This is a genomic window from Spongiivirga sp. MCCC 1A20706, from assembly GCF_046524175.1.
In the GTDB taxonomy this organism is placed as follows: domain Bacteria; phylum Bacteroidota; class Bacteroidia; order Flavobacteriales; family Flavobacteriaceae; genus Spongiivirga.
The window spans coordinates 373,651-397,835 of the sequence record NZ_JBEFZF010000004.1 but is presented as its reverse complement, the minus strand read 5'-3'; the positions used below and the strand labels follow the sequence as shown (position 1 = coordinate 397,835).

Sequence of the window (24,185 nt, the reverse complement as noted above, 5' to 3'; positions counted from 1 at the left end):
TACTTTAATTGGCTATGTACCCCTTTTGTCCTACCCTATTATATTTTAGCTCGTCTCTTAATTGGTATCTTTATATTGATAACCAAACATCATTCAACATGAAATATAGGTGTCTTTTTATACTCTTCTTAACAACAAACATCTTATTTGGACAGGACCAGAAAAAACTGGATAGTATGTTAACTATTGTCAAAACAACAAAAGTTGATAGCACTAAAGCTGCAACATTGTTAGAAGTAGCCAAATTATATAGACACAATGATCCAGATCAGTTTTTAGCATACTTAAAGAAATCACTTGAAATTTCTGAAAAAACAAAAGATTATTTAAACCAAGGAAATGCATATAGCTATATAACGGCCTATTATAATATAAAAGGCAAACTTGATTCAGCTCGTTATTCAGTAAATGAAAGCATTAAATACTATGCACTTGCTAAAGACACGTTGAGAATAATGAAGCAAAAGATAAATGTGGCATATTTTGACTATTACAGTGGTAAAAGAGAAAAAGCAATCAAGTTACTCGATTCCATTGAACCGGTATTCATGAAATATAAAGATGAAGCTAATTTAGCAAATGTGTACACCATAAAGTATCTGTATTACGAGGCTATGGGCTACGATAATATTGCACTTGAATTAATACAAAAAGCGTTAAAAATATATAAAAAAGTAGAAGACAAAGCTAGAATTGCCCAAAGCTTGACAATGATAGCCAAAATATATAAAGAACAAAAAAAATACCACGAAGCCTTAGAAAGTTATAAAGAGAGTCTGGAAGTTTGCAAAGAAACTAATAACAAAACTCTGGAAGCGCAGACACAAAAATTTATGGGAGATATTTATACATCTCTTCAGGATTTTGATAAGGCCAGAGATCATTTAATGGAGTCACTTAAACTTTCGAAAGAGTTGAATTTCACTTTTAATACTGCCAATACAATTTCGCTTCTTGGAGTACTAGAAGCAAAGCAAGAAAACTATGACGAGGCGATATCGTTTTATAATGAATCTCTTGCTATTGCTAAATCAATGAATAACACTGACCAACTGGCAGTTAATCATCGTAATCTGGGAGTAGCTTATAATAAACAGAAGAAATACAAAAAAGCGCTTTACCATTTGGATAAGGCAATCACTATAAGTAAGAATTCAAAGAGTTTTGACTTGCTAATTGGTTCTTATCATGAAAAGTCTTATTCCCAAGAAAACTTAGGTGATTATAAACAAGCGTTATCTTCGTTACACGATAACGTTAAATTATATGATTCCATTTTTACGGTCAAAAATCAACAGAAAGTAGAAGAATTAACCATCATTTACGAAACCGAAAAAAAGGAACAACAGATAACGCAACAACAAACTGAAATAAGCCTTTTAGAAGAACAGAAAAAAGTAGACAGTCTTCAAAAAACAATGTTAGGCGGTGGTTTGGCATTATCGATATTACTGATTGGCTTTGGCATTTATGGTTTCCACGAAAGAATAAGAAGAAATAAAATTGAAAAAGAGAAAATTGAAAGTGATCTCGAATTCAAAACTAAAGAATTAACTACCCATGCGCTTCACTTAGCCAAAAAGAACGAAGTTTTAAACGACTTAAAAGAAAAAGCCAAAGTGTTAAAAGCCGATGCTGATGCAGATCCCGGCTACCAAATGCTCATACAAACCATCAACTTTGACCTGCAAGACGATAATAACTGGGAAAACTTCAGTAAATATTTTGAAGAAGTACACAAAGACTTTAATGCCAATGCTCAGGAAAAATATCCTAGTATTACATCGAATGATCTTCGGTTAATGGCGTTATTAAAAATGAATTTATCATCCAAGGAAATTGCTAATATCCTGAATATTTCGAGTGATGGTATTAAAAAAGCAAGACAACGCCTTCGCAAGAAAATGGGTATTGACTCTAACGAATCTTTAGAAGCAGTAGTTATCGCGATTTAAGGTAATACTCAAACTCAAAAACTCTCGAAACACCTGTGAATACAGGTGTTTTTTTATGTACCCCTTTTGTACCCCGCTGTTTTTTTGGCACAGATAATCCATCGATTATGTTTGTCCGGTCATCAAAAATGACATCCTGTTTTGTGGTCTTACTCGGTACGATACTGCAGATCAAGTCCCGAGTAGGTCACAGACATGAAAATAACACGTTTAACCACAGAAATCAGAAAGATGAAAACACAAAACAGATTATTTGCATTATTACTTGTATTAACAGTCTTTTTTATGAGCTGCACTTCCTGCAGTAAAGAAGAATCCGACCCCGTTGAACAAATCGCTGATGCTGACAATGACGGTGTCGTTGACACAAACGATAACTGTCCTAATGAGTCAGGACCCGCTAGTAACAATGGATGCCCAGAACAAGAAGAAAGTGAAATTGTAGTAACAAATGGCGTCACCCCAGATGATTTTGAACAATATGCAGGCGATATTGGTATGGTCATCAATACAAGAAACATTGCTAAAAAGGGCTATAAACCTAAAGAAGCTGTCGTAACCGTGAATGCGACAAGTGGAGATTACTCCGAAACAGTAGCCCTAGACGAACACTCATTCCTTGGGCAAATTAAGCTGTCAGTAGCCGATCTAACTGAGGCCGCTGTTAATGAATTAAAAGAAGGTGTTCCAGTTTCGATTACGATAAACGATGAAAATAACAACCCGATAATCACCCAAGATATCTCGGCTGTAATCTTTAGTGAAAATGCGCAACCCAACGAATTGAATGTTACCGATCTGGAAGAAACACCAGAAAACAGAGCAATTGCCTTGAGCGAGAATCAACCTTATTATGTTCAAGTGGTAAACGAGACAGGCGCACCACAAGCAATGGCAATGAAAGTAAATAGAAATCCTGCTTTTGATGATATTTTAACAAGATCATCAGGTGTTACTTGGGAGGGTATTGATAAGGAACCAGACTTTATTTTCAATTTCATTCCTATTGAGGATGAAATCAATACGTATTTTATAAAACTTCAGGAATACGGTCGTTTTGTAGGGGTAAGCAATGATTCAGAAAAACTTGTGAAAATGTTCAATTTTGATGATATAAACGATGTCTTGAATGCATCGACCACCGAATTCTACAAGTTTATTATCGAAAAAAAATCGGATGGTAAGTACATATTTATATCTAAAATCACTGGTAAAAGCTTAAAGGTAATAGGTGGAGTTGGAATGGCAGCGGATGATGAAGGTAATGAAGCATACTGGCGTATCATTGCAAACACACTAGACTGGGAAACATCACTTTTAGGTATAAAATACCTTTCGCCTATGGTGGGACAACCAACAACAAGTTTTGGAGCAAACAGTACCTTGACCAACTGCGGAAATGGTTCATTAACACAAACGATTGGTAGTGCTGAGAAAGCAACCAGTGTAAATACCGTAGGTTGGGAAGAACGTTTTTCGTTAACAGGCAGCGTAAGTACTAGTGTAACAGCAACTATTGGCATGGAAGTAGAAGCTGGTTTTTTTGGAAACTCTGCAACCTATAATGCTGAATTAAGCTCAACGGTAGAAGCAAGTGTTAGCATGACAAGTGAAAACTCATCTTTTAACGAAACACAAGAATCAGTTGAGGAAGATATTTTCTTTGAAAGAACCGTAACTGTACCTTCGGGAAGTGCATCATTGGTATATGACGTAGCCCAAATTTTTAATGATACTAGGGTGCAATTCGTACAGCGTGTTCGACTGAGAGCAACAGAATCGGGGGTCGCAGTAAGCGGTAAAGCATTACAGTCGCAACTACAGTTTAGTAAGTTTAATGGTGTTGTTACTCAAGTAGGTCCCGATTTTTTGGATATCTCTATAAAAGGTACAGCAACTCTTGGAAAAGTACTAGAGACAAAAAGTACCGTTGAAGATGTTCCTTCTAGCTGTAATTAAATATCGAAGTGTCGGTATATTAACTTCATTTTAATTTTGAATTTGCTCTAAAAACAGACCTTCGGGTCTGTTTTTGCTTATGAAAAATTTCAATCGATTCTTATTTGTCCCGATTTATTGCAATTGGTATCTTTCTCATTACAATTAAAAGAAACCATGCGATCATGAAATATGCTCTTTTAGTCCTTTTTTTATTGGTAAATATTTGCGCGGTAGGTCAAAAATCCAACGTATTCCCCGGTGCTGATGAGCAATCCCCATCACGAGCACAGTACTTTTCTTGGATCAATAACTGTAACGAAGGCCCGACTGAAGCACAAACCTTAATCAATCTTGACTTTTTCAAATGGATGCAAGACGAATATGGTATGCGACTGGATATTTACGCTTTTGACGCTGGTACAATTGACGGGAAGCGGTTTTATGGTAGTACCGATTCCGATCGGTTTAAAAATCAATTTCCTAGCCATTTTGATCCTGTTTATAAAAAAGCTAAACAAATGGGTACTCGACTGGGTGTTTGGGGTGGTCCTGATGGATTTGGTGACACACCTAAAGAGGAAAAAGCACGTATTGAACAAATGGTATCACTAGCCAGAGACTACGAATTTGAACTATTTAAGTTTGATGCGGTCTGTGGAGCGCTACGACCTGAAAAACAAGATGCTTTTGTGCAAATGATGACGGAGGTAAGAAAGCATAGTCCCGATTTAATCTTGTTAGATCACCGGCTTGATCTTGGTAAAGGTAAACCGCATTCTACCACCTTTTTATGGGGAGGTGATGAGACCTATATCGATGTGCATATGGCTAATAAGACTACAGGAACACACCATAGAGTCGCAGCTCTTTCGAGAGGACATACACCTGATTTGAAACGATTAACCGAAGATCATGGTGTTTGTATTTCATCTTGCTTAGATTATTGGGATGATGACCTCATCCTACAGGCCTTTAGTCGTAGTCTAATACTGGCGCCTGAGATTTATGCAAATCCTTGGTTTTTAAGAGATGATGAATTTCCCAAACTAGCAAGAATATACAACCTGCATCGAAAATATCGGAATATACTAATGGATGCAAAGAAACTTCCTGATTCATATGGCCCATTTGCATTAGCAAGAGGTAACGAAAAACAACGTTTCGTCACGTTGCGAAATTTGAGCTGGGAATCCAAAAAAGTCACTATTAATTTAAATGAAGAAATCGGATTAGATGAATCACGAATTGTTGAGGTACGACAATTTCATCCTACTGAAAAATTTATTGCCAATGCCGAATATGGGAAATCAATTGAAATTGAGGTATTACCATTTAGAAGTGCCCTCATTTATGTAGGTAAAAGCTTAGACGAACCTACTATTCTAGGAGTAAATTATCAGGTGATTAAGGATAACGATAAAGAAACCGTTGTGGAACTGAACGGAATGCCGGGTACAAATACGAATATTCAAATTCAAAATCCCAAATTCCAAACGGCGATAATTGATGGAAAAAAGCAGTCTAAACTTTCCACAGGGAAACAACTTAAAATCACATTTGCTGAAAAAAAAATTAAACTGCCATATCATCGAAAACTGAATGAGTTTACTGAGATTTCAGTACCAAAAGATGTAGACGCCTTGTATGAAGCAACTGTATTTTCAGCCGATAATAATGCGTTAGAAGTTCGCTCTATCCAACGTTCAGGCTGGTCGTCAATTCCGCAAGTTAAAAAAGCACAACAGGCATTTTTTGAGCAAGATGTATTTATTAACAAAGGAATATGGGACAAAAACCTATTCGATGGCGATTTAAAAACCGGATTGAATATTAACCATAAATGGAATGTAGAACAGCGGATAAAAGGCGGTTGTTTTCGATTAGATCTTGGAGAAATTGTCGATTTAGATGAATTGAGAATAATCGTTACAAATGAATTTGACCTGCAACCTCAGTTACTTGCTGAAGGTAATTGGGTAGAAACCTCAACCGATTTAATCAACTGGACAAAAGATGCATACATCGCCGATACCAATGCGAATATTAAAATCAATAAACCGTTTCGATATCTTAGAATCGGGTATGCCCCCCAAAGAATAGTAGAAGTTGAAGGCTACAAAAATGGCAAACAATTAAATTCAAAAAATTGGAGAGCTTCTAACCTATTTGCACATGCAGACAAAATGAAAGCAGTTAAAACCTGGAAAACTACCTTCACTCCAACCGAAATGGCAAAAGGAAGTTACTTATGCGTTGCTTTAGAAGGAAAACATGGTGTTGAGGGAGCTTATGCGGCGGCAAAAGTTAATGGTACGTATATTGGTGCTCCCGACCGGGCGGTTTCATATCAATCTAATACTTGGGAATATGTAAACAGGCGCAGTGATAGCAACTATACGTATTACATTCCATTAGAAAAGAGTATGATCGGTAAAGAAATTGAAGTTTTTGTAATGAGCTATGATACAGAACATCTTGATTTTAAACCAGAATTATATATTACAACATCTCGGATTCCTTTTGAGAAAAAGCAATTGCTTTTAACCAAGAAATGATGCAGTCACGACGGATCTCGATTGAAAAAAATGTATTGAGATTATCTTTAACAAACGTTCTAAAGTCCTATTTTTTAGCTGACTTTATGTTATAAAGATCTATATCGTTAAAACTGATTTCACATTGATTACGAACATCCTTAAGAAGGTAATTCAAATAAAATCCGATAATCAACAAGACCTCGACACTAATCAGCAACCAAATTGGTATTCGACTCACCAAGGAGGCAACAATTTCAGAAAGCAAGGCAGATGTATTTACGATAATTAGGGCGATTAAAATAACAGACGTTTTCATTATGGATGTTTTTGTAATTGCTACTATCTGCAAGTTGTTAAATAGTTAGCCTTAAAACTATAGGGTATTTCCTTAATTTCATGAAATAGAATTCCCCTAATATGAAGGGTCTATATCTTGATATCAACGGGTGCATTTACATTGTACAAGATGCTTTTTGGGAATTTGAATCAACCATTAAATAATATTTTTAAAAAAACTTGATCTAGCGGGTGATTTTATAAGGTCGGGGCGATCCTTTCGTCAAGTTCATGATCGACAGAAGTCGAGACCTACTGCAACAAATCTAACTCTATCGCTGTTTTAATAAGACCTACACTATTACGTGCATTTAGTTTACTCATTAAATTCATTCTGTGCGTTTCAACAGTTTTAGCACTTACAAATAATTTATCGGCTATTTCCTGAGTGGTGAGTTCCTCTGATATGGCCTGTAAAACCTCTTTTTCACGTCTTGTAAGTTTAGTAAACAAAGTGTCTGCCGGTTTTTTGCCTAATGTTTGATTCAGCAGTTTTTTCTGAATATCTTTTTGCAAATACTGCTCACCAGATAAAACGGTTTTCATGGCTTCAATAAGCTCGATCCTATCTGTATTTTTTAATAAATACCCATGTGCACCGTTTTTTAAAATACGTTTTACAAAAGAGGTATCTTCGTAATTGGTGATTGCAATAATCTTTAATTCTTTGTTCGACTTTAGTAGTGTTTTACAAAGATCAATTCCATTAATATCCGGTAGGTTAATATCTAACAACAACACATCCGGTTTATCATTACCAATGTTTGTTAAAGTTTGACTACCCGTTTTATAGGTTCCAACTACTTCAATCTCCTTAGTATCAGCTAGCATAGAAGCAATGCCTTTTGCCACCATGATATGATCATCTGTTATTGCAATTTTAGTGATCATCGAGTTCTTTTTTTTGAATTTCTATTAGATAAGAAGTTCCTTCTTTTGAAGAATCAACATCTATTGCCGCTCCTAAATAATCTATACGCGATTGAATATTTTGTAACCCAATTCCCGAGTTTTGCTTGTTTGATGTATCAAAACCCTTACCATCATCTTCAACCGATATTTGAATCATTTCATTAATCGTACTCAGTTGAACATTAATTTCACTTCCACCGGAGTGTTTTATGCTATTGCCTACCAATTCTTGAACGATTCTAAATATATTAAGTTCACTTTTCTTTGAAATTTCAATCATTTCACCAATATGAAAAAAAGAAATATTTATGGCATGGAGATCATTTACCTTTTGAGTGAAGTTGTCGAGTGCCTCAATCAAATTAAAATCTTCTAAAGACGGTGGTATTAAATTATGAGAAATGGCTCTTACTTGCTCACAGGATTTATCAATCATAGTCATTGCCTCTTCAATAGTGGTATTGTTTGTATGAATTAAGGAAGAAAGCTTAAACTTAATTGCAGACAAATCACCATTAACCCCATCATGTAGTTCTTTTGCAATACGAGTACGTTCTTTTTCTTCTCCTTCAATAAGCGATTCTAACGTTTTAACTTGATGCTCTCGTTTAAGGGCAAGGATCTCTTGATTTTTACGTTTTTGACGTTGACGAAATGAAAACCAAATTAAAATAACACCAAACAAAGACGATATTGCAATAATGGTTAGTATGGTTGCCTGTGATTTACCTTTTTGTAACGCTAAATCCTGTTCGGCGATTTCTTTATCCTTTTTTTCGGTTTCGTATTTAATACGTATTTCATTGATAGTTTTGAACTGCTCGTCACGAGTTAAACTATCTTTATAGGTTATAAAGTTTGTGTAGTGTTGTAATGATTTCTCAAAATCACCTCTTTTTTTAGTTAATTCATACAGACCCAATTGTATTTCATAGTTGCTTTTAATCGATTTTGATTTAAGTGCTAAGGCATTATTGAAGTATTTTTCACTTTCTCTATACTTTTCTTGATTTAATAATAGTAACCCAATTTTCACATAAGTTTCAGCTAAATCAATTTTATAACCATTTTTTTTCTGTATTTGGGCAGCGTTCAATAAATATTCATATGCATCTTCATCATTACCTTTTTCTAATAAAACCTCCCCTATACTTTGATCACTTTTAGCCACACCATACTCATTATTTAAAATTGAGTCAATGGTTTTAGATTCTTGATAATAGAAAATCGCTTTATCAAATTCTTTATTTATGCTATAAATATTACCCAAATTCACATAGGTAGTTGACAGATTATTGATATCATTCTTTTTCTTTTGAATTTCAATCGCCCTGTTATATGTGACCTTAGCTTCTTCAAACTGATTTAAGTTTTTGTATACTATGCCTATATCATTTAATGTAAAAGCAATACCAGTGGAATCCTTATCATTTTCATATATTTTTAAAGTCTTAAAATACGCCTCGATTGCTTTTTGATAATTACCCAGTTGACTATGTACAATTCCTATTTGATAGTTCCCATTGGCCTGCCCTCTCAGATCTTCATTAGCGGTAGAATATTCCATAAACTTGGATAAATACAACAACGCTTCATTATGATTCCCTTGAAATCTATTAATTACTCCGTATTTATAATTTACGTTTGAAATTCCCTTTTTGTCGCTAAGCATAGTATAAATACTAGCTGCAGAATCTAAGTAAAGAAGCGCTTGATCAACATCTTTTAAAATGTGTAACCATGCTAAACGCTGAAAAGCAGAGGCTCTTTCTTTTTTTACTTGGGATGTTTTGATAACACTTAGTAAACTATCTATTTCTCTATTCTGACCAAAAGAAAAGGTGAATAAGAAAGCACTAAGAATAATTATAAGCTTAATTTTCAAAATAAAATTTTTAAGAGTTTAGGCGCCGGGAGAAAGTAAGGATACTCTTTTTTAAATATACGAAATTGATTTACAGGTAATTTTACCGATAAACCGCACTTCATTTTATTACATCTCCAAAAAGTCTAATTATTGATTTAATGCAAGATTTGACTAATTAGTTAATAAACGTTCAGGGTTACTCCTGAGATTAAAAATTCAGGTTATTCCCTGAGAAACTAAAAGCTAGCTTGAACCTGAACTTTTGGTATATGATAAAGCCCGTTCAGTACTACTATCAATTCGTCCTGAAGCGTCGCTACTATATGCTTAAAGGAGTTATTGTTTGGAGACGCTTCTAAAAGATCCATTTTAGTAGATAAATAACCACAAAAACGTGCTGTTGCGATACTACAATTTATGCGATCTGGTTTTTCATCTGTTCCACCAAATACGGAAAACCCAAAAACCGGGGTTGTCGATTTGATCTTGAGATGATCCGGTATTTTTCCATCAATAGCGGTTCCGATAATTGGAATCGTGTATTTCTTATCGATTAAAGGATTTAGAAAAGGAGCATCGTTTCCTGCAGAAACGCATACAATAATCCCATTTCCTTTAGCTTTTTTATACACTCTACTCAGCACATGAGGTAATGATTTTCCTTTTACCACCTCTAGACATATACAAATTATTGTACATTGATGCTCAATTGCCTGCTCAATATTTTTAGCTAAAAGAGCAAGATTCTTCGTGTTTGATTCATGCTTGGGATAAAATGGAAAAACCAAAATATCAGTATTTGCATTTTCAGCTTTGATAACACCAATCATCTTATCGGCATGTCTTCTAAATTCAGGAACTCCGAAAAAATCGGAGTCCCATGAATAGGTAATCTTGGGATGATGATAAACCGTAACCCGCTCATGCGTTGAACAAGGAAACCCATCAATTAATGCAATTTTAGGGTTCATTAGTTACCCCCACATTTCATCAATTCAATATTGAATACTTGACCTAAGCCTCCTGTGGTAACATTTCCACCGTTTTCAAATTCACCATCAATCTCACAGCCTTGATGTATGCCGTAAAGTAATACAGCTCCTAAGACTCCGAGACCAGATACCGCTACTATTGTAACACAAACTGCTACTGTTATGGATACTGCTACTACCTCATTAACAACAATACCTCTACTAAGTATTGCATTATTCATCGGGTTTAGTACGTTAAATAACTTTTGTGCATCAGGCCCTTGAAGTCTTAATGTAAAAGGTTGTCTAGACTTTATATATCCAGTTGCTAGGCTATACCAATTTCTATCTCCAAAAATTACTACAGGTTTTACTGTAGGAGCATTGGCAACTTTTGAATACACTTTTAACTTATAACGACATTTGCTAAAGGGGCCGTAGGTCCACATTACATGTATTTCTTGATTTCCCGTTGCATTAGCTCTAGGTGCTTTGATAACATTAAAGGTTGCTACACCTGAATGACCCGAAGCAGGTGTAATGCTAAAATGAGAAAACTTTTGCCCAGAAGGAATTTTAATTTTGATTTTATCTACTCCTGCACCACTTAGAATATTGGCGTTATTGCCGTGTGATTTTGTCTTGTTATAAATGATTTTTGACATGATTATGATTTTTTAAAAGATTAGTGAATAATGGGATCAATCTGGAGGATGTTAAGTCTTGTTTAGTCTTTAAAAGACCGCTCCAAAATATTTAATAAGCTCTTTTTTAGTTGGTGAATTCATGAGATAATTTGATTGATTAATAACTTGTTGCAAGCTATCGACGCACCAATAAAAAAGACTCAGGGTAACACCTGAAATAGAAAAATCAGGGATTTCCCTGATCTGAACTCGATAGTTCGTTATGAAAACAGGATGAAGAACATCATACCCGACTAAAGGGGTAAAAATGAGTATCTTTAAAAGATTACAACCGAAGAATCATTAGCGGCATTGGTACTTAATCTTTAATTATGGCATGCATACTCAAAAAAACATTTCTCCTTTTTGCTATAAGCTGTATATATTCCTTGAATGCTCAAAATAGAACTCTTGATAGTTTACTTGGTGTATTCAACTCTCAACAAGAAGATACGTTAAAAGTACTTACCGCATATTCCATATACGATTACTACAAGGAAAGCAACCCAAAAATCGCACTTCAATATTCATTAGAAGGTTTACAAATAGCCAAGAATATTGGTTACAAAAGCGGAATAGCTAAATCGTACTATCACCAGGGTAGACAGTTTAGAATTAACCGCAGCATGGATTCCGCACTTTTTTACTTTAATAAATCAATTAAAATATATGAAGAATTAGGTGACACCTATGAAGCTGGATTATCTCGCTATCAGCTAATCTCTATAGCCTATTTAAAAGCAGATTACAATAAAGCATTAACCAGTATTGATGAAAATATCAAAAAATACGCTACCGCCTCGAGATCTGACTCCATTTTAATAATGAATTTGCTCCGGCTAAGAGCATCTGTTTATATGAGGCAAACCGAATATGAAAAGGGCTTTACAGCTGTTTTAAAAGCGCTTGACTATGCCGAAAAGTTAAAAATCGAAGACAAAATACTCCAAGTTAAGGGTACACTAGCCTCTTTATACCATTATACTGATAACTTCGAAAAATCTATTTCCATAAAAAAAGAATTACTTGCTGCCTATCGGAAGCATAACAACAAACGAAAAATAGCGCTTTCATTAAATGATATTGGTAACTCTAACTACGTAATAGAAAACTACGACATTGCATTACCCTATCTAGAGGAAAGTTTAGTTGTTTCGAAGGAAATTAATGATCATGGCCTTATCGGCATCACACTGTTTAATATTGGAAAAACTCATGTAAGAAAAGGACAAGTACAAAAGGGAATTGGTTATTTAAAAAAATCTATTGATTACTCAAGAAAAATTTCCCACAATCCTCTTTCGGAATCCTGGGCTTTAAAACGTCTAGGCGATGTTTATAATGAAGAATTAAATTCGCCTGAAAAAGCACTCCCCTATCTAAATAGAGCAATCCAATTAGCTGATTCTATTGGCAATAAAGACGATCTTAATGAAGCGTATCGAGATCGGTCTCAAGTCTATTCGGCACTAGGTCGCTATAAAATGGCGTTGCAGGATCACGAAATGTACAAAGCAATCAGCGATACTATTTACAATATTGAAAAATCGAAAGAAATAGAGCGATTAAAAACCGAATTCGAGACTAAAGAAAAAGAACAGCAAATAGCTATTCAAAAAAACGAAATTGCCTTACTAGAACAAAAGGCCGAAATCGATGACCTACAAAAAGTATTACTGGGTGGTGGATTAGGATTGTCTATGCTATTATTCGGATTAGCCTTTTACGGTATTCGTCAAAAAATGAAACGCAATAAGCTAGAAAGAGAAAAGCTTGATGCCGAGTTAGCTTTTAAAAAGAAGGAATTGACCACCCACGCCCTTCACCTTGCCAAGAAAAATGAAACTTTGGAAGGTTTAAAACAAAAAGCTAAAGAACTAACCTCAACTGAAAATGGTCACGGTTTTAAACAACTAATCAGAAGTATTGACTTTGATTTGCAGGATGATAATAACTGGGAGAATTTTGCGCGCTACTTCGAAGAAGTTCATAAAGACTTTAATGGCAATGTAAAATCAAAATACCCACAGGTAACCTCCAATGAACTTCGACTATTGGCATTGCTGAAAATGAATTTATCAAGCAAAGAGATAGCCAACATTTTAAATATTTCTACCGAAGGAATCAAAAAAGCCCGCTACCGACTTCGTAAAAAATTAGATCTTCAAACCGAAGATTCTCTTCAGGATCTTGCGATGAATTTGTAACCTATTTAGCCAATTATTCGCTCGCTTTACGCTTTGCAATAGGCATGTAGTGCTTTATCATATTTTAATCATAACAATACGCTTAGCGCAGTATTTAAAGGACTTCGAAAGACTTTCTACTAATTCTCTTTTCCTAAATTTTAAGCTGTCCACCCTTTGTCCACCGTCCTTTTTTTGAGGCCCGAAATCAACCGATTAGGTTTGCTGTGTTGTTAGATCAACATCACCGTTTTGTGGTCTTGCCCGGTTCATGTTTTGCGCAGACTTACCGGGTAGGTCACAAAAACGATCAAGTATTAATCAGTTCAACCACAAAACATTCAGAAATCATGAAAACACAAAACAAGTTATTCAAAGAAATTCTAGCGATGCTATTTATAACCATAATACTTGCATGTAGTAAAGATGATGGTGGGGAAATTATTAACCCTCCTAACCCCATGATTCAAGTATTAGCTGGTATAAGCCTGGATGACTTTGACACCGATGCTGGTGAAATAGGTATTTACATAAGTGCACGTGATATTGCCCGAAAGGGATATACCCCTACGAACGCCGACATTGAGGTAACAGCTACCACTGGAGACTATAGTCAGAAGGTTCAATTTGACGCTTTCAACAACATTGCACGTCTATCTTTTGAAAATGAAAACCTTTCAAATGATGCAAAAACCGAACTAAGCAATGGTGTTGACATTACAATTAACGTTCTAGATCAAAATGACAACGTATTAACAACTGAAGATTTTACCGAAGTTTCTTTCACCTCAAATCCATCGATACAAGAAATTAATGCAAATGCTTTAGACAACAATAATACAAATGTTGCTTTTAATAATGATGTTAAATACTATGTACAAATTGTTTCTAAGGATAGCGAAGATATTTATGGAGCTCCTAACTCTATAAACTTTCCCAATACCGTTCTTTTAAATACACCAATAATTGCAAGTAAACTAGAAGATCTTGATTATGATTCTGAAAATACCGAAACTTTTACAACCTATAGGTTTATGGAAGTTCCTAATGAAGAAGGTGTATTTACAATATCCGTGCATAATGGTGATGATATACATTACCTATATATTGTCCCTGCTAACTCAGAACTTAGAATACAGAGCAAGGCAAACCTCATTAGAAATGGGGGAAACAATACTGGTGCGCCACCTAATTACAAGTTCAAAATTGAAAAAGTTGATTCAGGGCTATATACCATAACTCCGACATTTACAGGAAATCCCTTGTATCTAATTAACGATAGGTTAAATGCAGGAAATAGTGATGCCGAACCTGCTTACTTTAGAGTTTTATCTTTTGATATTGATTGGGATGTTCAACCCATTGAAACTAAATATGTACGCCCTATTGTGCCTGCTAACGATACCGAGGAGGCCTACAATAAAACCTTACAAAATTGCAGCATTGACAACCTTTCTGAAGAAGTAGGACAAACAAAAACTGTTACGACTAAAGAAGTTTTAAATTGGAACGAATCAATAGCAGTAAGTACAGGTACTAATTATGAAACTTCTTTTGATCTCGAAACGGAAGTACCAACAACATTCTTTGGTGTTCAGGGCTCTATAGAAAGTAACCTAGCTACATCATATACTTTCAGCAGATCAAAAACAACAACAGCTGTTGATCTTGAAGTTATTGAAGAAACTACATCAACTGAAATTTCTGAGGAGCGAAATCAGTCTATCCCTGGAAATTCAGCACTTGTAATTGCAGATTTATACCAAAGCTACACACTTGTAAAAGTCCCTATTGCACAACGCTTTAAAATAATGGGTGTTTATCAAAAAAATAATGAATCACTTACAGGTAATGAAATTCGCACCCAGTTAGAGTTTAATGGGTTTACTGGAGTAATAACCGACATTCAAGACGATTATATCGAAGTAACGATTCAGGGAATAGCTACCATTAATGATCTAGTAGAACCGGAAAAAGTTTCAAGAAATGTTGAAACAACCTGCGCCAATTAAATTCATTCAAACTCCACAAGAAGTATGCGAGTTCAGTAAGCAATTAATAAATAGTCAGTTAAACCACAAAACAATAGTATTATGAAAACACAAAACAACGTATTCGAAAAACTAGTAGCAATGCTTTTTATTGCATTGGCTATTGCATGCAGTAAAGATGAAGATGGACCCACAGATCCACCAATTGAACCACCAGCTGCAGCAACCTTTGCAGAAGTAATTGCTGTAGGTAACGACCCAGAGCCCTTCCCAACCTCTAAACAAGTTAGCGAAAGTGAGCCAGTCCCTGTTGAGGATCCAGATGAAACAGTTACTCGTGATCCAGAAGAAGGTGAAGGTACAGAACCCATAACGGAGCGTTTTGTTTGTACTACTAAAACAGTAAGTGTAACCGATGGTAATGGCTCTTTCCCTTTATTCAATCCGAACGCCAATGTTATTTACCCCGGTAGTCTTATTCAAGGTAAAACATTAAAGGATGCGACACCTTCACCCATTGTTGTAAAAAGAGCCCGCGGAACAGTTTCTTATAATTTAAACGACGGAAATCCCGAGTCGAGTTTTGGAGTTGACGAAGTCAAAAAAAGTAGTATTCAAGATGGTATGAACGAAATCATTTCGAATGCCACAGGAGTTGTTCCAGCAAATATGGTACTCGATATTATCCAAATAGAATCTGAGCAACAAATGGCCCTAGAAATGGGATTAGATATTAGCACTTTTACAACAAAAGTATCAGCAGATATGTCTTTTAGTACAGAAAAATCATTCAATAGGACTTTAGTGAAACTGACACAGCAGTACTACACTATGTCTTTTGATTTACCTACTAGTTTAGAAGAAATTTTTGATCCTAGTGTTACACCTGAACAATTAGCCACCTATGTGCAAGCTGACAATCCTGCTACTTTTATATCAGATGTTACATACGGTCGTATTTTTTATATGCTGATTGAATCTACTTCAAGTAGAAAAGAAATGGAAGCCAAACTAAATGTTGCTTACGGCGCATTTAACAACAAAGTTGCTGGTGAACTTGAAGCCAGTGCAATGGAAGAGTTAAAAGAACTCAAAATAAAAGTGATCGCCTATGGCGGAAACGCTCAAAGTAGTTTCTTGAGTGGTGAAACTAATATAAGTACTATTGCGAGTAAATTGGCAGAAAGTACTGATATCAGAGCTGGATTACCACTTTCCTATGTTGCGAGAAGTGTTGAACGTCCTGATAAAATCGTAGGAACTAATATTTCAACCGAATACGATGTAGTTGAATGTGAACTAAAAGGAGTTTTACCTCCAGGTCTTTACACCGATTTAGTTGATCTTTTTGATGAGGGAATTGGAGCCTTTGGACATATTGGTAATAGTAACGTGGTTGTAGTGAGTAAAGATGGTAAGCAATACGCATGGTTTAATGGCAATACGCAAAGTGTATTGGGAGATAAAAAGATTTTTGATATTGCCGATCCTAACGGTCCACTCGGTGGAATAGAATTAGAAGATATTGGAGCAATGGTAAATTACAACAACACCCGACTCTTAATTTTTGATATAGACGGGTTTGACTATCAAGAACTTGAAATCGATTTTTCAACAATACCAGAAAATACATTACCCTCAGGACCCATTGGAAGTTACAATGTAAATAATGCCAGTACTGATGGAAGCAAAATCTTTCTGGTTAACCAGCATTTGATAATTAGTGATGATCGGTTTTTTCTTTCATCTGAAGGTATAGGAGCTGGTGTGAGGATTGGTTCTTCCTCCATTGCCCTATTTAGTAAGGATGGGAACAGTTATCAAACATATAATTATAATACTAGAGTCCTCAGTGGTCTACTTGATACAAAAGAATGGTTTGTTGGACAAACGAATAGTGAAGGCGTGCAATTTGATAAAGTTGGTGCTTCTGTAAATTTTGTTACTGGCAATACAGGAAGATATCTCTTCATTAATGAAGCAGGAGATGAAATACAAGAATGGTACTCTAATGCGACCATTGATGACTTTTTCAAAGGTCCTTGGGTTGTTAATTAGAATTAAATAATTAGGGTTTGAATTAGCTTCATGTCACCTCAATTGGAAATCTTTTGATTCCTGATTGAGGTGACTTAAGTTTTTATTTCATCGTATCTAAAATTAGTTCGATATCTTCTTCTCGTGTATGTGGATTAATAAAACAAAAACGGGCAACGGTTTCAAAACCATCTTTAGTTTTCCACTTGGTTGGTGTGACTAAGGCGATGCCTTCCTTATGGTTTTTGTAGGTCCAGTTTCTGTAATCTTCAGGTGACCATCCTTTTCTTCTAAATAGCACACATGACAAGCTAGGTGCTCTCACCAGTTCGACTTTGCTACGTTTTTTAATCATTTTACCGGTAGCTGTCGCGAGGCTGATACCTCGCTCTACGGCACGACTATATTTGTCAGTACCATGCATCGCCAACGAAAACCATAAAGGTAAACCTCGTACTCTTCTTGTTAATTGTATTTGATAATCCGCTGGATTAAAACCCCTTGCGCCTTCATCCTTAAAAATTTCCAGATATGATCCTTCTTGTTCGTGGGCCTTTTTAGCTAGGTCAGGATCTTTATAAATAACCGCTCCGCAGTCATAAGGTGAAAAAAGCCATTTATGCGGATCGATCGTAATACTATCAGCTTGTTCGATTCCGTTAAACAATGGTCTTACTGAAGGTGCCGCTAATGCGCCACCGCCGTATGCCGCGTCAACATGAAACCATACGTCTTCTTTTTTACATACCTCAGCAATACCAGAAAGGTCATCAATAATTCCTGCATTGGTAGTACCTCCCGTTGCCACCACAGCAAAAAGTCTTTTTCGTTGATGTGGAGTAAGATTACTTATTGCATCCTGCAATTGCGACCCTTTAAGTTCTTCTTCTGACGGTATTAGCAATACATCGGCATCAATAACTTTTGCCATTGCTTTTAATGATGAATGCGCCCCTATAGAAGTAATCATCAACGCTTTTTCTCCTATATGAGATTCGTCTTTTGCCCGCCAAAACTCCCTTGCTGTAACCATAGCTGATAAATTAGCCGCCGTGCCTCCACTAGTAAAAACGCCAAAGGCGCCGGCGGGGAGCCTTGTAAGGGATACAAGCCATTTCATGGCTTCATTTTCTGCGAAAATACCGCCGGCGCCTTCCATCCAATAAGCACCATGGATACTACTAGCCGATGTCACTAAATCAAACATAATAGCGGCTCTTGTCGGCGCCGCAGGGACAAAAGCCAAATGGCGAGGATGATCTATCGGTACAGTGGCCTTCATTAAAACATCTTTAAATAAATTAAATGCCTTTTCTCCCCCTATTCCTTTTTCGGTTATAGTCTCACCAATTAATGATTTTAGCTCCTCTGCCGCCTTTGGTCTACCCAGCTCCGGTGACCGGTCCGTTATGCGGTTAATCGCATATTTCATGACATCTAATGTCATCTCTACTAATTCTATATCGACCTCATGCATTTGCTAAATTTTCTATAAAGATAGTACTGCTAAAAAGAACCTTAAGTATCGCTACGAAGATTCCCTAAATTATCGTCTCAATTTTGCAAAACTGATATTTATCATCTTTCAATGAACAACTCTAAACTAAATTGTAGACAGCTAATTTACGTTCCCGATGTCCGATATTATTCTAGCAAAAATACACCATGAATTACATGCGGCTCTAGACGATCCAGCACACCCGTTTCGTCTTTTCGTTTTAGCGACAATTGCTGAAGATACTACCCCTGTTGTAAGGACTATGAAAGTAAGAGAGGTAAAAAATGATATGCGTATTCGGGTGTATACCGATAGAAGGTCGACCAAAGTATCTCAAATTGAAGAAAACGATACCGTAAGTCTCCTTTTTTATAACCCAAATAGCAAACTTCAACTAATTTTTAAAGCAACTGCAACTTTAAAAAACGATCCAGTATTTCTATCTAAAATATGGAACAACATGCCATTGCACTCTAGAAAGGAATATTTAACCAAAAAGAAACCGGGCTCGCCAATTGATGACCCTACAGCAGTTGAGTATTTAAGCAATACTGATTACTTCACTGTGATTGAATTTATCCCAAAACAAATTGAATATCTTCAACTACAACCCCATAACCATACTCGTGTAATTTTTACACAAAATTTAGATGGATGGGAATCAAAATATGTAGTCGCTTAGCCTTTATGAATTAGATAATCCTTGAATTATTGATTATAATCTAACTAATCAGTTTGTCTATTTATAGATTCGATGGTGCTATCCAATGCACTTTCGAAGGTCTACAAAATGCTTAAACTATAGGCGGCGGGGTAGTTATTTTAATGGTCAGCAAATGATCGCGGCAGATTTTTGGTTTTACTTAAACTTTACAGACCAAAATTCGGGAGAAAAAGGTGGTTTCAGTCCTTTTCAATGCGCTAATTAAGGTCTTATATCAAATAGGCAGCCTTATGGATTATATGGTTAGTACCAAAAACTTCCCTTTGAATGGATCCAGCTCGTTCTTTAGTGCTGGTACTAGTTGCTCGCCATATTCTAGATATAGCTCGCTAAAGTTTAATTTTCGCTCTTGAAGACTTTGACCTGGGAATAACTGTTCTTGCAAATCTGTCATTCGCACCACTTGGTCTTTTAATTTCTTTTTTTGGGCTTTTAATAAACGTTTTTCCAAATGATCAAGGCCTTTTAATTGTTTTACTTCCTGCGCTTTGACTGCGCCTTCAAATGAAGCATCCGTTTTTGCAGCAAGCGCTAACATGTTTGAAAAATGAGATTGAAGCATCGCCCGCTGCTCACTAAAATCGATTTCAATATTGCTTATTTCACGTACTTTTCTGTTGATGAATGAATCTCGTTTTAAAAACAACTCTCCATCCGATATAGAAAGATTTTTCAGTTTTTTATCTTGTTTCTCAGTTTTAACTAAGGCCGAATTTCTTAACAACAATATAGGAAACGGCACCTTATAACTATCGAACATCTCCTTTAACTCTAACCAATAAGCCAGTTCTCCTCCTCCTCCTATATAGCATAAATTAGGCAAGATAACTTCTTGATATAGCGGTCTTAAAATGACATTGGGCGAAAACTTTTCCGGGCATTCCTCTAACTCCTTGAGCAATCCTTCTTTGCTAAACTTAGTCGATTGTTCATTTACTGTATATGAACCTTCGTCCTCTATTATCCTTTCGCGAATATTGGTATCTAAATAAAACAGATTAATCTCCCGAGGATTCACCTGTACCTTATAACCTTCATCAAGTTCTTTAAAGGCTTGGATACTTTTTGAAACCATTTTAAAGGAAGTTTTGTTTAGTAATTCTTCCCTAAGCTCTGGAATAAAAAGTCGTTTGAGATTAGTATCATTCCCATCAACTACAACCAAACCGTAGGCTCCAAAAAGAGTATTTGCTAAATATCGGGTAGCATAGGCAAGCGTATCGTTTTTTAAATAGCTTTCCTCAAATAAAGTAGCTAATTGCTCTGCATTTCGCCCTCCACCCAGTTCATTAGTAAAAGCTTTTAGAACTTCTGCTAGTCCATTGGTGTTAAATTCACCTACCGCACCTCCATCGGGTCTATTCCACTGAATCTTTTTTCCTTGAAAATTGAAAAAATTGATCTCATCAAAATCATGATCTTCAGTGGCCATCCAATAAACGGGTACAAAATTATTTTTTGGATATTTTTCTGATAGTACTTCACATAAATTAATCGTGGAAATAATCTTGTATAGAAAGTAAAGCGGTCCTGTGAATAAGTTCAGTTGATGTCCGGTTGTAACGGTAAAGGTATTCGATGACTTTAGATCTTGAATGTGTTTCTCGGTCAACTCAGAAATCTCAAATGCTTCATACTGTTGAGTCAAAGAATTGACCAGAATCTTTCGTTTTTCTTCAGAAAAGTATTGTTGTTTTTCTGCTATTTGCCCTTCAAAATTATCGATTTTTGGAAAGCGGTTATAAAATGGTTTCAGAGACTCTTTTTCATCTAAATAGTCACAAATAAGCGACGAAAAATAACCGGTCGCTCTAAAATCGATACAGTCTGATGGCATGTTGGCGATTCAATTTTATGTTGGTAAACTATCTCATTATACACTAAGACAGTGTATAATGAATATAATTTAAATTTCGAGGCAGGCCTCTAAACAAATTAATATTGATTATTGAGTAAATATACAATTGGTAGCGCACCCAAATCCAAAAAATACGTTAATAAATGGCTATATCAAGACAATTATTAATTAGCTTTACGCTTTAACTAATCCAATATTTTTTTAGATGAGACGCATTTTATTAGTGTTCCTTTCTGTTCTTATTTATTCATCAAACATTTCGGCTCAACAACTTCAATCTCCTAGTGAGTTTTTAGGTTATGAATTGGGGTCCAATTTTACCAGACACCATCAAGTAGTCGATTACTTTAGACACGTAGCCGCAACTATGAGCAATGTAACCATAGAAGAATATGGCAAAACTTATGAAAATAGATTGTTGCAAGTAGCGTATGTGTCATCTCAAAAAAATATTGACAATCTTGAAGCCATTCGAAAAAATAACCTTCAGCAAATAGGTATTGAATCGGGAAAAAACACCAACGATATTGCTATTGTTTGGTTAAGCTATAATGTACATGGTAACGAAGCAAGTAGTACTGAAGCTGCCATGAAAACAATCTATGAGTTGGTTACCAAAAAACAAGCCTGGCTTGAAAAGACGGTGGTGATTATCGACCCCTGTATTAATCCAGATGGCCGCGATCGTTATGTAAATTGGTTTAAGCAAGCTCGCAGTATGCCATATAACAAAGCACAGGTGGCAAAAGAGCATAATGAACCTTGGCCAGGAGGAAGACCAAATCATTACCTGTTTGATTTGAACAGAGACTGGGCATGGGCATCGCAAATAGAGAGTCAGCAACGACTTAAAGTATATAATAAATGGATGCCACACGTTCATGTCGATTTTCATGAGCAAGGTATTAACGAACCATACTATTTTGCACCTGCAGCAGAGCCTTTTCATGAAATTATTACGAATTGGCAACGTGATTTTCAAACACAAATTGGTAAAAACCATGCGAAATACTTTGATAAAGAGGGATGGTTATACTTTACAGGCGAACGCTTTGATTTACTATATCCTAGTTACGGAGACACCTACCCAACCTTTATGGGTGCCATTGGCATGACCTATGAGCAGGCAGGACATGGGCGTGCAGGACTAGGCATCATGAACGACGAAGGAGATGAACTAACGTTAAAAGACCGATTGTTACATCATCATACGACTGGCTTATCTACGGTAGAAATATCTGCTAAAAATGCGGCTAAGCTAAATGCTGAATTTCGTAATTATTTTGATAATAGTGCACTGAAATATAAAAGTTATGTGCTTCGTGGAGAAGAAGACAAACTAGCGTCGCTAAAAAGTCTTTTAGACAAACATGAAATTAAATATGGTTTTGCGAATAATGGCTCTTTTAAAGGATTTGACTATCAGACAAATCGACAAGGAAGTACTAAAACAAATGGAAAAGAATTAGTAGTAAGTACTGATCAACCCAAAGGAAAAATGGTAAAAGCGCTATTTGAACCAGAGGCCAAACTAAGTGACTCGCTTACTTACGATATTACTGCTTGGAGTTTACCCCGCGCATACGGACTACAAGCCTTTGCATCTACTAGTTTGGTGAATGCAACCCCATCAACCAAAAAAGCGTCAACACTTACAAATATTGATAAATCTGCTTATGCGTATTTAGCGAAATGGAATCATGTAAAAGATGCTGAGTTTTTAGGGCAACTTATTCAAAATAATGTTCGCGTTCGTTTTAGTGAAAGACCATTTACAATTGGTGGTAAAAACTACGAGCGAGGCACTATGATTATTGTTCGTGGCGACAATAAAAAACTAGATGATTTTGACGCAACTGTTACTGAAATTGCTGATGGACTGCAACGGGAACTTACACCTGTGCAAACGGGATTTGTAGATCAGGGGCCAGATTTTGGTTCTCCTGATGTGAAACTTGTCGGTAAACCTAATGTGGCTTTAGTTTCAGGAGATGGAACCTCTTCGTTGAGTTTTGGGGCGACCCTTCATTTTTTCGAAACTCAATTAAAGTATCCGGTTACTGTGCTTGACACTGATTATTTTGGGCGAGTCGACCATGATGATTTTGACGTGATAATCTTACCGGAAGGATGGTATAGCGGTACGTTAAACGAAAGTACGATGACGAAACTAAAAGATTGGATTCGAGGAGGTGGTAAATTAATCGTCATTGGGAGCGCACTACGGTCATTCGCGGATAAAGATGGTTTCAAGTTAAAATCGTTCAAAAGTGATGATGATAAAAATGAAGATGATACTGCTAATTTAGATTCGTATGAAACTCAAGAACGAGAATATATTAAAGAGTTAATTACGGGGAGTATTTATAAAGCTAAGGTTGATAATACCCACCCTCTAGCTTACGGATATCCTTCACACTATCATACTTTAAAACTAGGCTCAAGTTCGTATCAATTATTCAACAATGGAGGTAATGCAGTTTATTTAGGTGATAACGCCAAGCCTGTTTCAGGTTTTGTCGGAAGCAATGCTGCTAAAAAGCAATCAAATAGCTTGGTTTTTGGCGAAGAACGAATGGGAAGAGGTAGTGTTGTATACTTTGTTGACAATCCTCTTTTTAGAGCTTTTTGGGAAAATGGTAAGCTTTTTATAAGCAATGCCGTTTTCTTGACTAATAAAAGATAA

15 protein-coding genes are annotated in these 24,185 nt (G+C 35.9%); 8 read left to right on the top strand and 7 right to left on the bottom strand.

Going from position 1 to position 24,185, the window contains the following annotated elements:
* The first annotated feature begins 98 nt into the window (after positions 1 to 98).
* The 3 genes from ABN763_RS12070 (at position 99) to ABN763_RS12060 (ending at position 6,451) form a co-directional block, all read left to right on the top strand.
* Positions 99 to 1,955: a tetratricopeptide repeat protein gene (locus ABN763_RS12070; protein WP_410485725.1), complete on the top strand. Its 1,857-nt coding sequence runs from the start codon at positions 99 to 101 to the stop codon at positions 1,953 to 1,955.
* A gap of 231 nt (positions 1,956 to 2,186) precedes the next feature.
* Positions 2,187 to 3,914: a thrombospondin type 3 repeat-containing protein gene (locus tag ABN763_RS12065; protein WP_410485724.1), complete on the top strand. Its 1,728-nt coding sequence runs from the start codon at positions 2,187 to 2,189 to the stop codon at positions 3,912 to 3,914.
* A 164-nt stretch (positions 3,915 to 4,078) separates the two neighbouring features.
* Positions 4,079 to 6,451, top strand: a complete 2,373-nt coding sequence (locus tag ABN763_RS12060) for a hypothetical protein (RefSeq protein WP_410485723.1) — start codon at positions 4,079 to 4,081, stop codon at positions 6,449 to 6,451.
* A gap of 67 nt (positions 6,452 to 6,518) precedes the next feature.
* Here ABN763_RS12060 and ABN763_RS12055 read toward each other — a convergent pair whose 3' ends face one another.
* The 5 genes from ABN763_RS12055 to ABN763_RS12035 form a co-directional block, all read right to left on the bottom strand.
* Positions 6,519 to 6,749 carry a hypothetical protein gene (locus tag ABN763_RS12055; protein ID WP_410485722.1) on the bottom strand — a complete coding sequence of 77 codons (231 nt, stop codon included), beginning with the start codon at positions 6,747 to 6,749 and terminating at the stop codon, positions 6,519 to 6,521.
* Positions 6,750 to 7,021: 272 nt separating this feature from the next.
* On the bottom strand, positions 7,022 to 7,660 hold the full coding sequence (locus ABN763_RS12050; protein WP_410485721.1) for a response regulator: 639 nt from the start codon (positions 7,658 to 7,660) through the stop codon (positions 7,022 to 7,024).
* Positions 7,650 to 9,566, bottom strand: coding sequence for a tetratricopeptide repeat protein (locus tag ABN763_RS12045; protein ID WP_410485720.1), 1,917 nt, complete (start codon positions 9,564 to 9,566; stop codon positions 7,650 to 7,652). The genes ABN763_RS12050 and ABN763_RS12045 overlap by 11 nt, the downstream gene beginning before the upstream one ends.
* 218 nt (positions 9,567 to 9,784) lie before the next feature.
* Positions 9,785 to 10,519 (bottom strand): hypothetical protein, encoded by a 735-nt coding sequence (locus tag ABN763_RS12040; protein ID WP_410485719.1) that lies wholly within the window; start codon positions 10,517 to 10,519, stop codon positions 9,785 to 9,787.
* Positions 10,519 to 11,184 (bottom strand): hypothetical protein, encoded by a 666-nt coding sequence (locus ABN763_RS12035; RefSeq protein ID WP_410485718.1) that lies wholly within the window; start codon positions 11,182 to 11,184, stop codon positions 10,519 to 10,521. Before ABN763_RS12035 ends, ABN763_RS12040 begins: the two co-directional genes overlap by 1 nt.
* A 353-nt stretch (positions 11,185 to 11,537) precedes the next feature.
* On the opposite strand from ABN763_RS12035, the gene ABN763_RS12030 reads away from it, so the two are divergent.
* From ABN763_RS12030 to ABN763_RS12020, 3 genes are all read left to right on the top strand, one after another.
* Positions 11,538 to 13,412 (top strand): tetratricopeptide repeat protein, encoded by a 1,875-nt coding sequence (locus tag ABN763_RS12030; protein ID WP_410485717.1) that lies wholly within the window; start codon positions 11,538 to 11,540, stop codon positions 13,410 to 13,412.
* Positions 13,413 to 13,741: 329 nt separating this feature from the next.
* Positions 13,742 to 15,403 carry a hypothetical protein gene (locus ABN763_RS12025; protein ID WP_410485716.1) on the top strand — a complete coding sequence of 554 codons (1,662 nt, stop codon included), beginning with the start codon at positions 13,742 to 13,744 and terminating at the stop codon, positions 15,401 to 15,403.
* A gap of 81 nt (positions 15,404 to 15,484) precedes the next feature.
* Positions 15,485 to 17,440 carry a thiol-activated cytolysin family protein gene (locus tag ABN763_RS12020; RefSeq protein WP_410485715.1) on the top strand — a complete coding sequence of 652 codons (1,956 nt, stop codon included), beginning with the start codon at positions 15,485 to 15,487 and terminating at the stop codon, positions 17,438 to 17,440.
* 82 nt (positions 17,441 to 17,522) lie between these two features.
* Here ABN763_RS12020 and ABN763_RS12015 read toward each other — a convergent pair whose 3' ends face one another.
* Positions 17,523 to 18,896 carry a pyridoxal phosphate-dependent decarboxylase family protein gene (locus ABN763_RS12015; protein WP_410485714.1) on the bottom strand — a complete coding sequence of 458 codons (1,374 nt, stop codon included), beginning with the start codon at positions 18,894 to 18,896 and terminating at the stop codon, positions 17,523 to 17,525.
* Between the two features lie 157 nt (positions 18,897 to 19,053).
* Here ABN763_RS12015 and ABN763_RS12010 point away from each other — a divergent pair, with 157 nt between their 5' ends.
* Entirely contained in the window at positions 19,054 to 19,599 is a 546-nt protein-coding gene (locus ABN763_RS12010) for a pyridoxamine 5'-phosphate oxidase family protein (protein ID WP_410485713.1), read from the top strand.
* Positions 19,600 to 19,876: 277 nt separating this feature from the next.
* Here ABN763_RS12010 and bshC read toward each other — a convergent pair whose 3' ends face one another.
* Entirely contained in the window at positions 19,877 to 21,478 is a 1,602-nt protein-coding gene (bshC, locus tag ABN763_RS12005) for a bacillithiol biosynthesis cysteine-adding enzyme BshC (protein WP_410485712.1), read from the bottom strand.
* A 226-nt stretch (positions 21,479 to 21,704) separates the two neighbouring features.
* Between bshC and ABN763_RS12000 the strand changes: the two genes are divergently transcribed.
* Positions 21,705 to 24,185 carry a M14 metallopeptidase family protein gene (locus ABN763_RS12000; protein ID WP_410485711.1) on the top strand — a complete coding sequence of 827 codons (2,481 nt, stop codon included), beginning with the start codon at positions 21,705 to 21,707 and terminating at the stop codon, positions 24,183 to 24,185.

Bases quoted from the DNA above. Each gene is read 5' to 3' on its own strand.
- ABN763_RS12060 (WP_410485723.1), top strand. From the start codon at position 4,079: ATGAAATATGCTCTTTTAGTCCTTTTTTTATTGGTAAATATTTGCGCG.
- ABN763_RS12010 (WP_410485713.1), top strand. From the start codon at position 19,054: ATGTCCGATATTATTCTAGCAAAAATACACCATGAATTACATGCGGCT.
- bshC (WP_410485712.1), bottom strand. From the start codon at position 21,478: ATGCCATCAGACTGTATCGATTTTAGAGCGACCGGTTATTTTTCGTCG.
- ABN763_RS12055 (WP_410485722.1), bottom strand. From the start codon at position 6,749: ATGAAAACGTCTGTTATTTTAATCGCCCTAATTATCGTAAATACATCT.
- ABN763_RS12035 (WP_410485718.1), bottom strand. From the start codon at position 11,184: ATGTCAAAAATCATTTATAACAAGACAAAATCACACGGCAATAACGCC.
- ABN763_RS12040 (WP_410485719.1), bottom strand. From the start codon at position 10,519: ATGAACCCTAAAATTGCATTAATTGATGGGTTTCCTTGTTCAACGCAT.
- ABN763_RS12070 (WP_410485725.1), top strand. From the start codon at position 99: ATGAAATATAGGTGTCTTTTTATACTCTTCTTAACAACAAACATCTTA.
- ABN763_RS12020 (WP_410485715.1), top strand. From the start codon at position 15,485: ATGAAAACACAAAACAACGTATTCGAAAAACTAGTAGCAATGCTTTTT.
- ABN763_RS12015 (WP_410485714.1), bottom strand. From the start codon at position 18,896: ATGCATGAGGTCGATATAGAATTAGTAGAGATGACATTAGATGTCATG.
- ABN763_RS12000 (WP_410485711.1), top strand. From the start codon at position 21,705: ATGAGACGCATTTTATTAGTGTTCCTTTCTGTTCTTATTTATTCATCA.
- ABN763_RS12025 (WP_410485716.1), top strand. From the start codon at position 13,742: ATGAAAACACAAAACAAGTTATTCAAAGAAATTCTAGCGATGCTATTT.
- ABN763_RS12050 (WP_410485721.1), bottom strand. From the start codon at position 7,660: ATGATCACTAAAATTGCAATAACAGATGATCATATCATGGTGGCAAAA.
- ABN763_RS12065 (WP_410485724.1), top strand. From the start codon at position 2,187: ATGAAAACACAAAACAGATTATTTGCATTATTACTTGTATTAACAGTC.
- ABN763_RS12030 (WP_410485717.1), top strand. From the start codon at position 11,538: ATGGCATGCATACTCAAAAAAACATTTCTCCTTTTTGCTATAAGCTGT.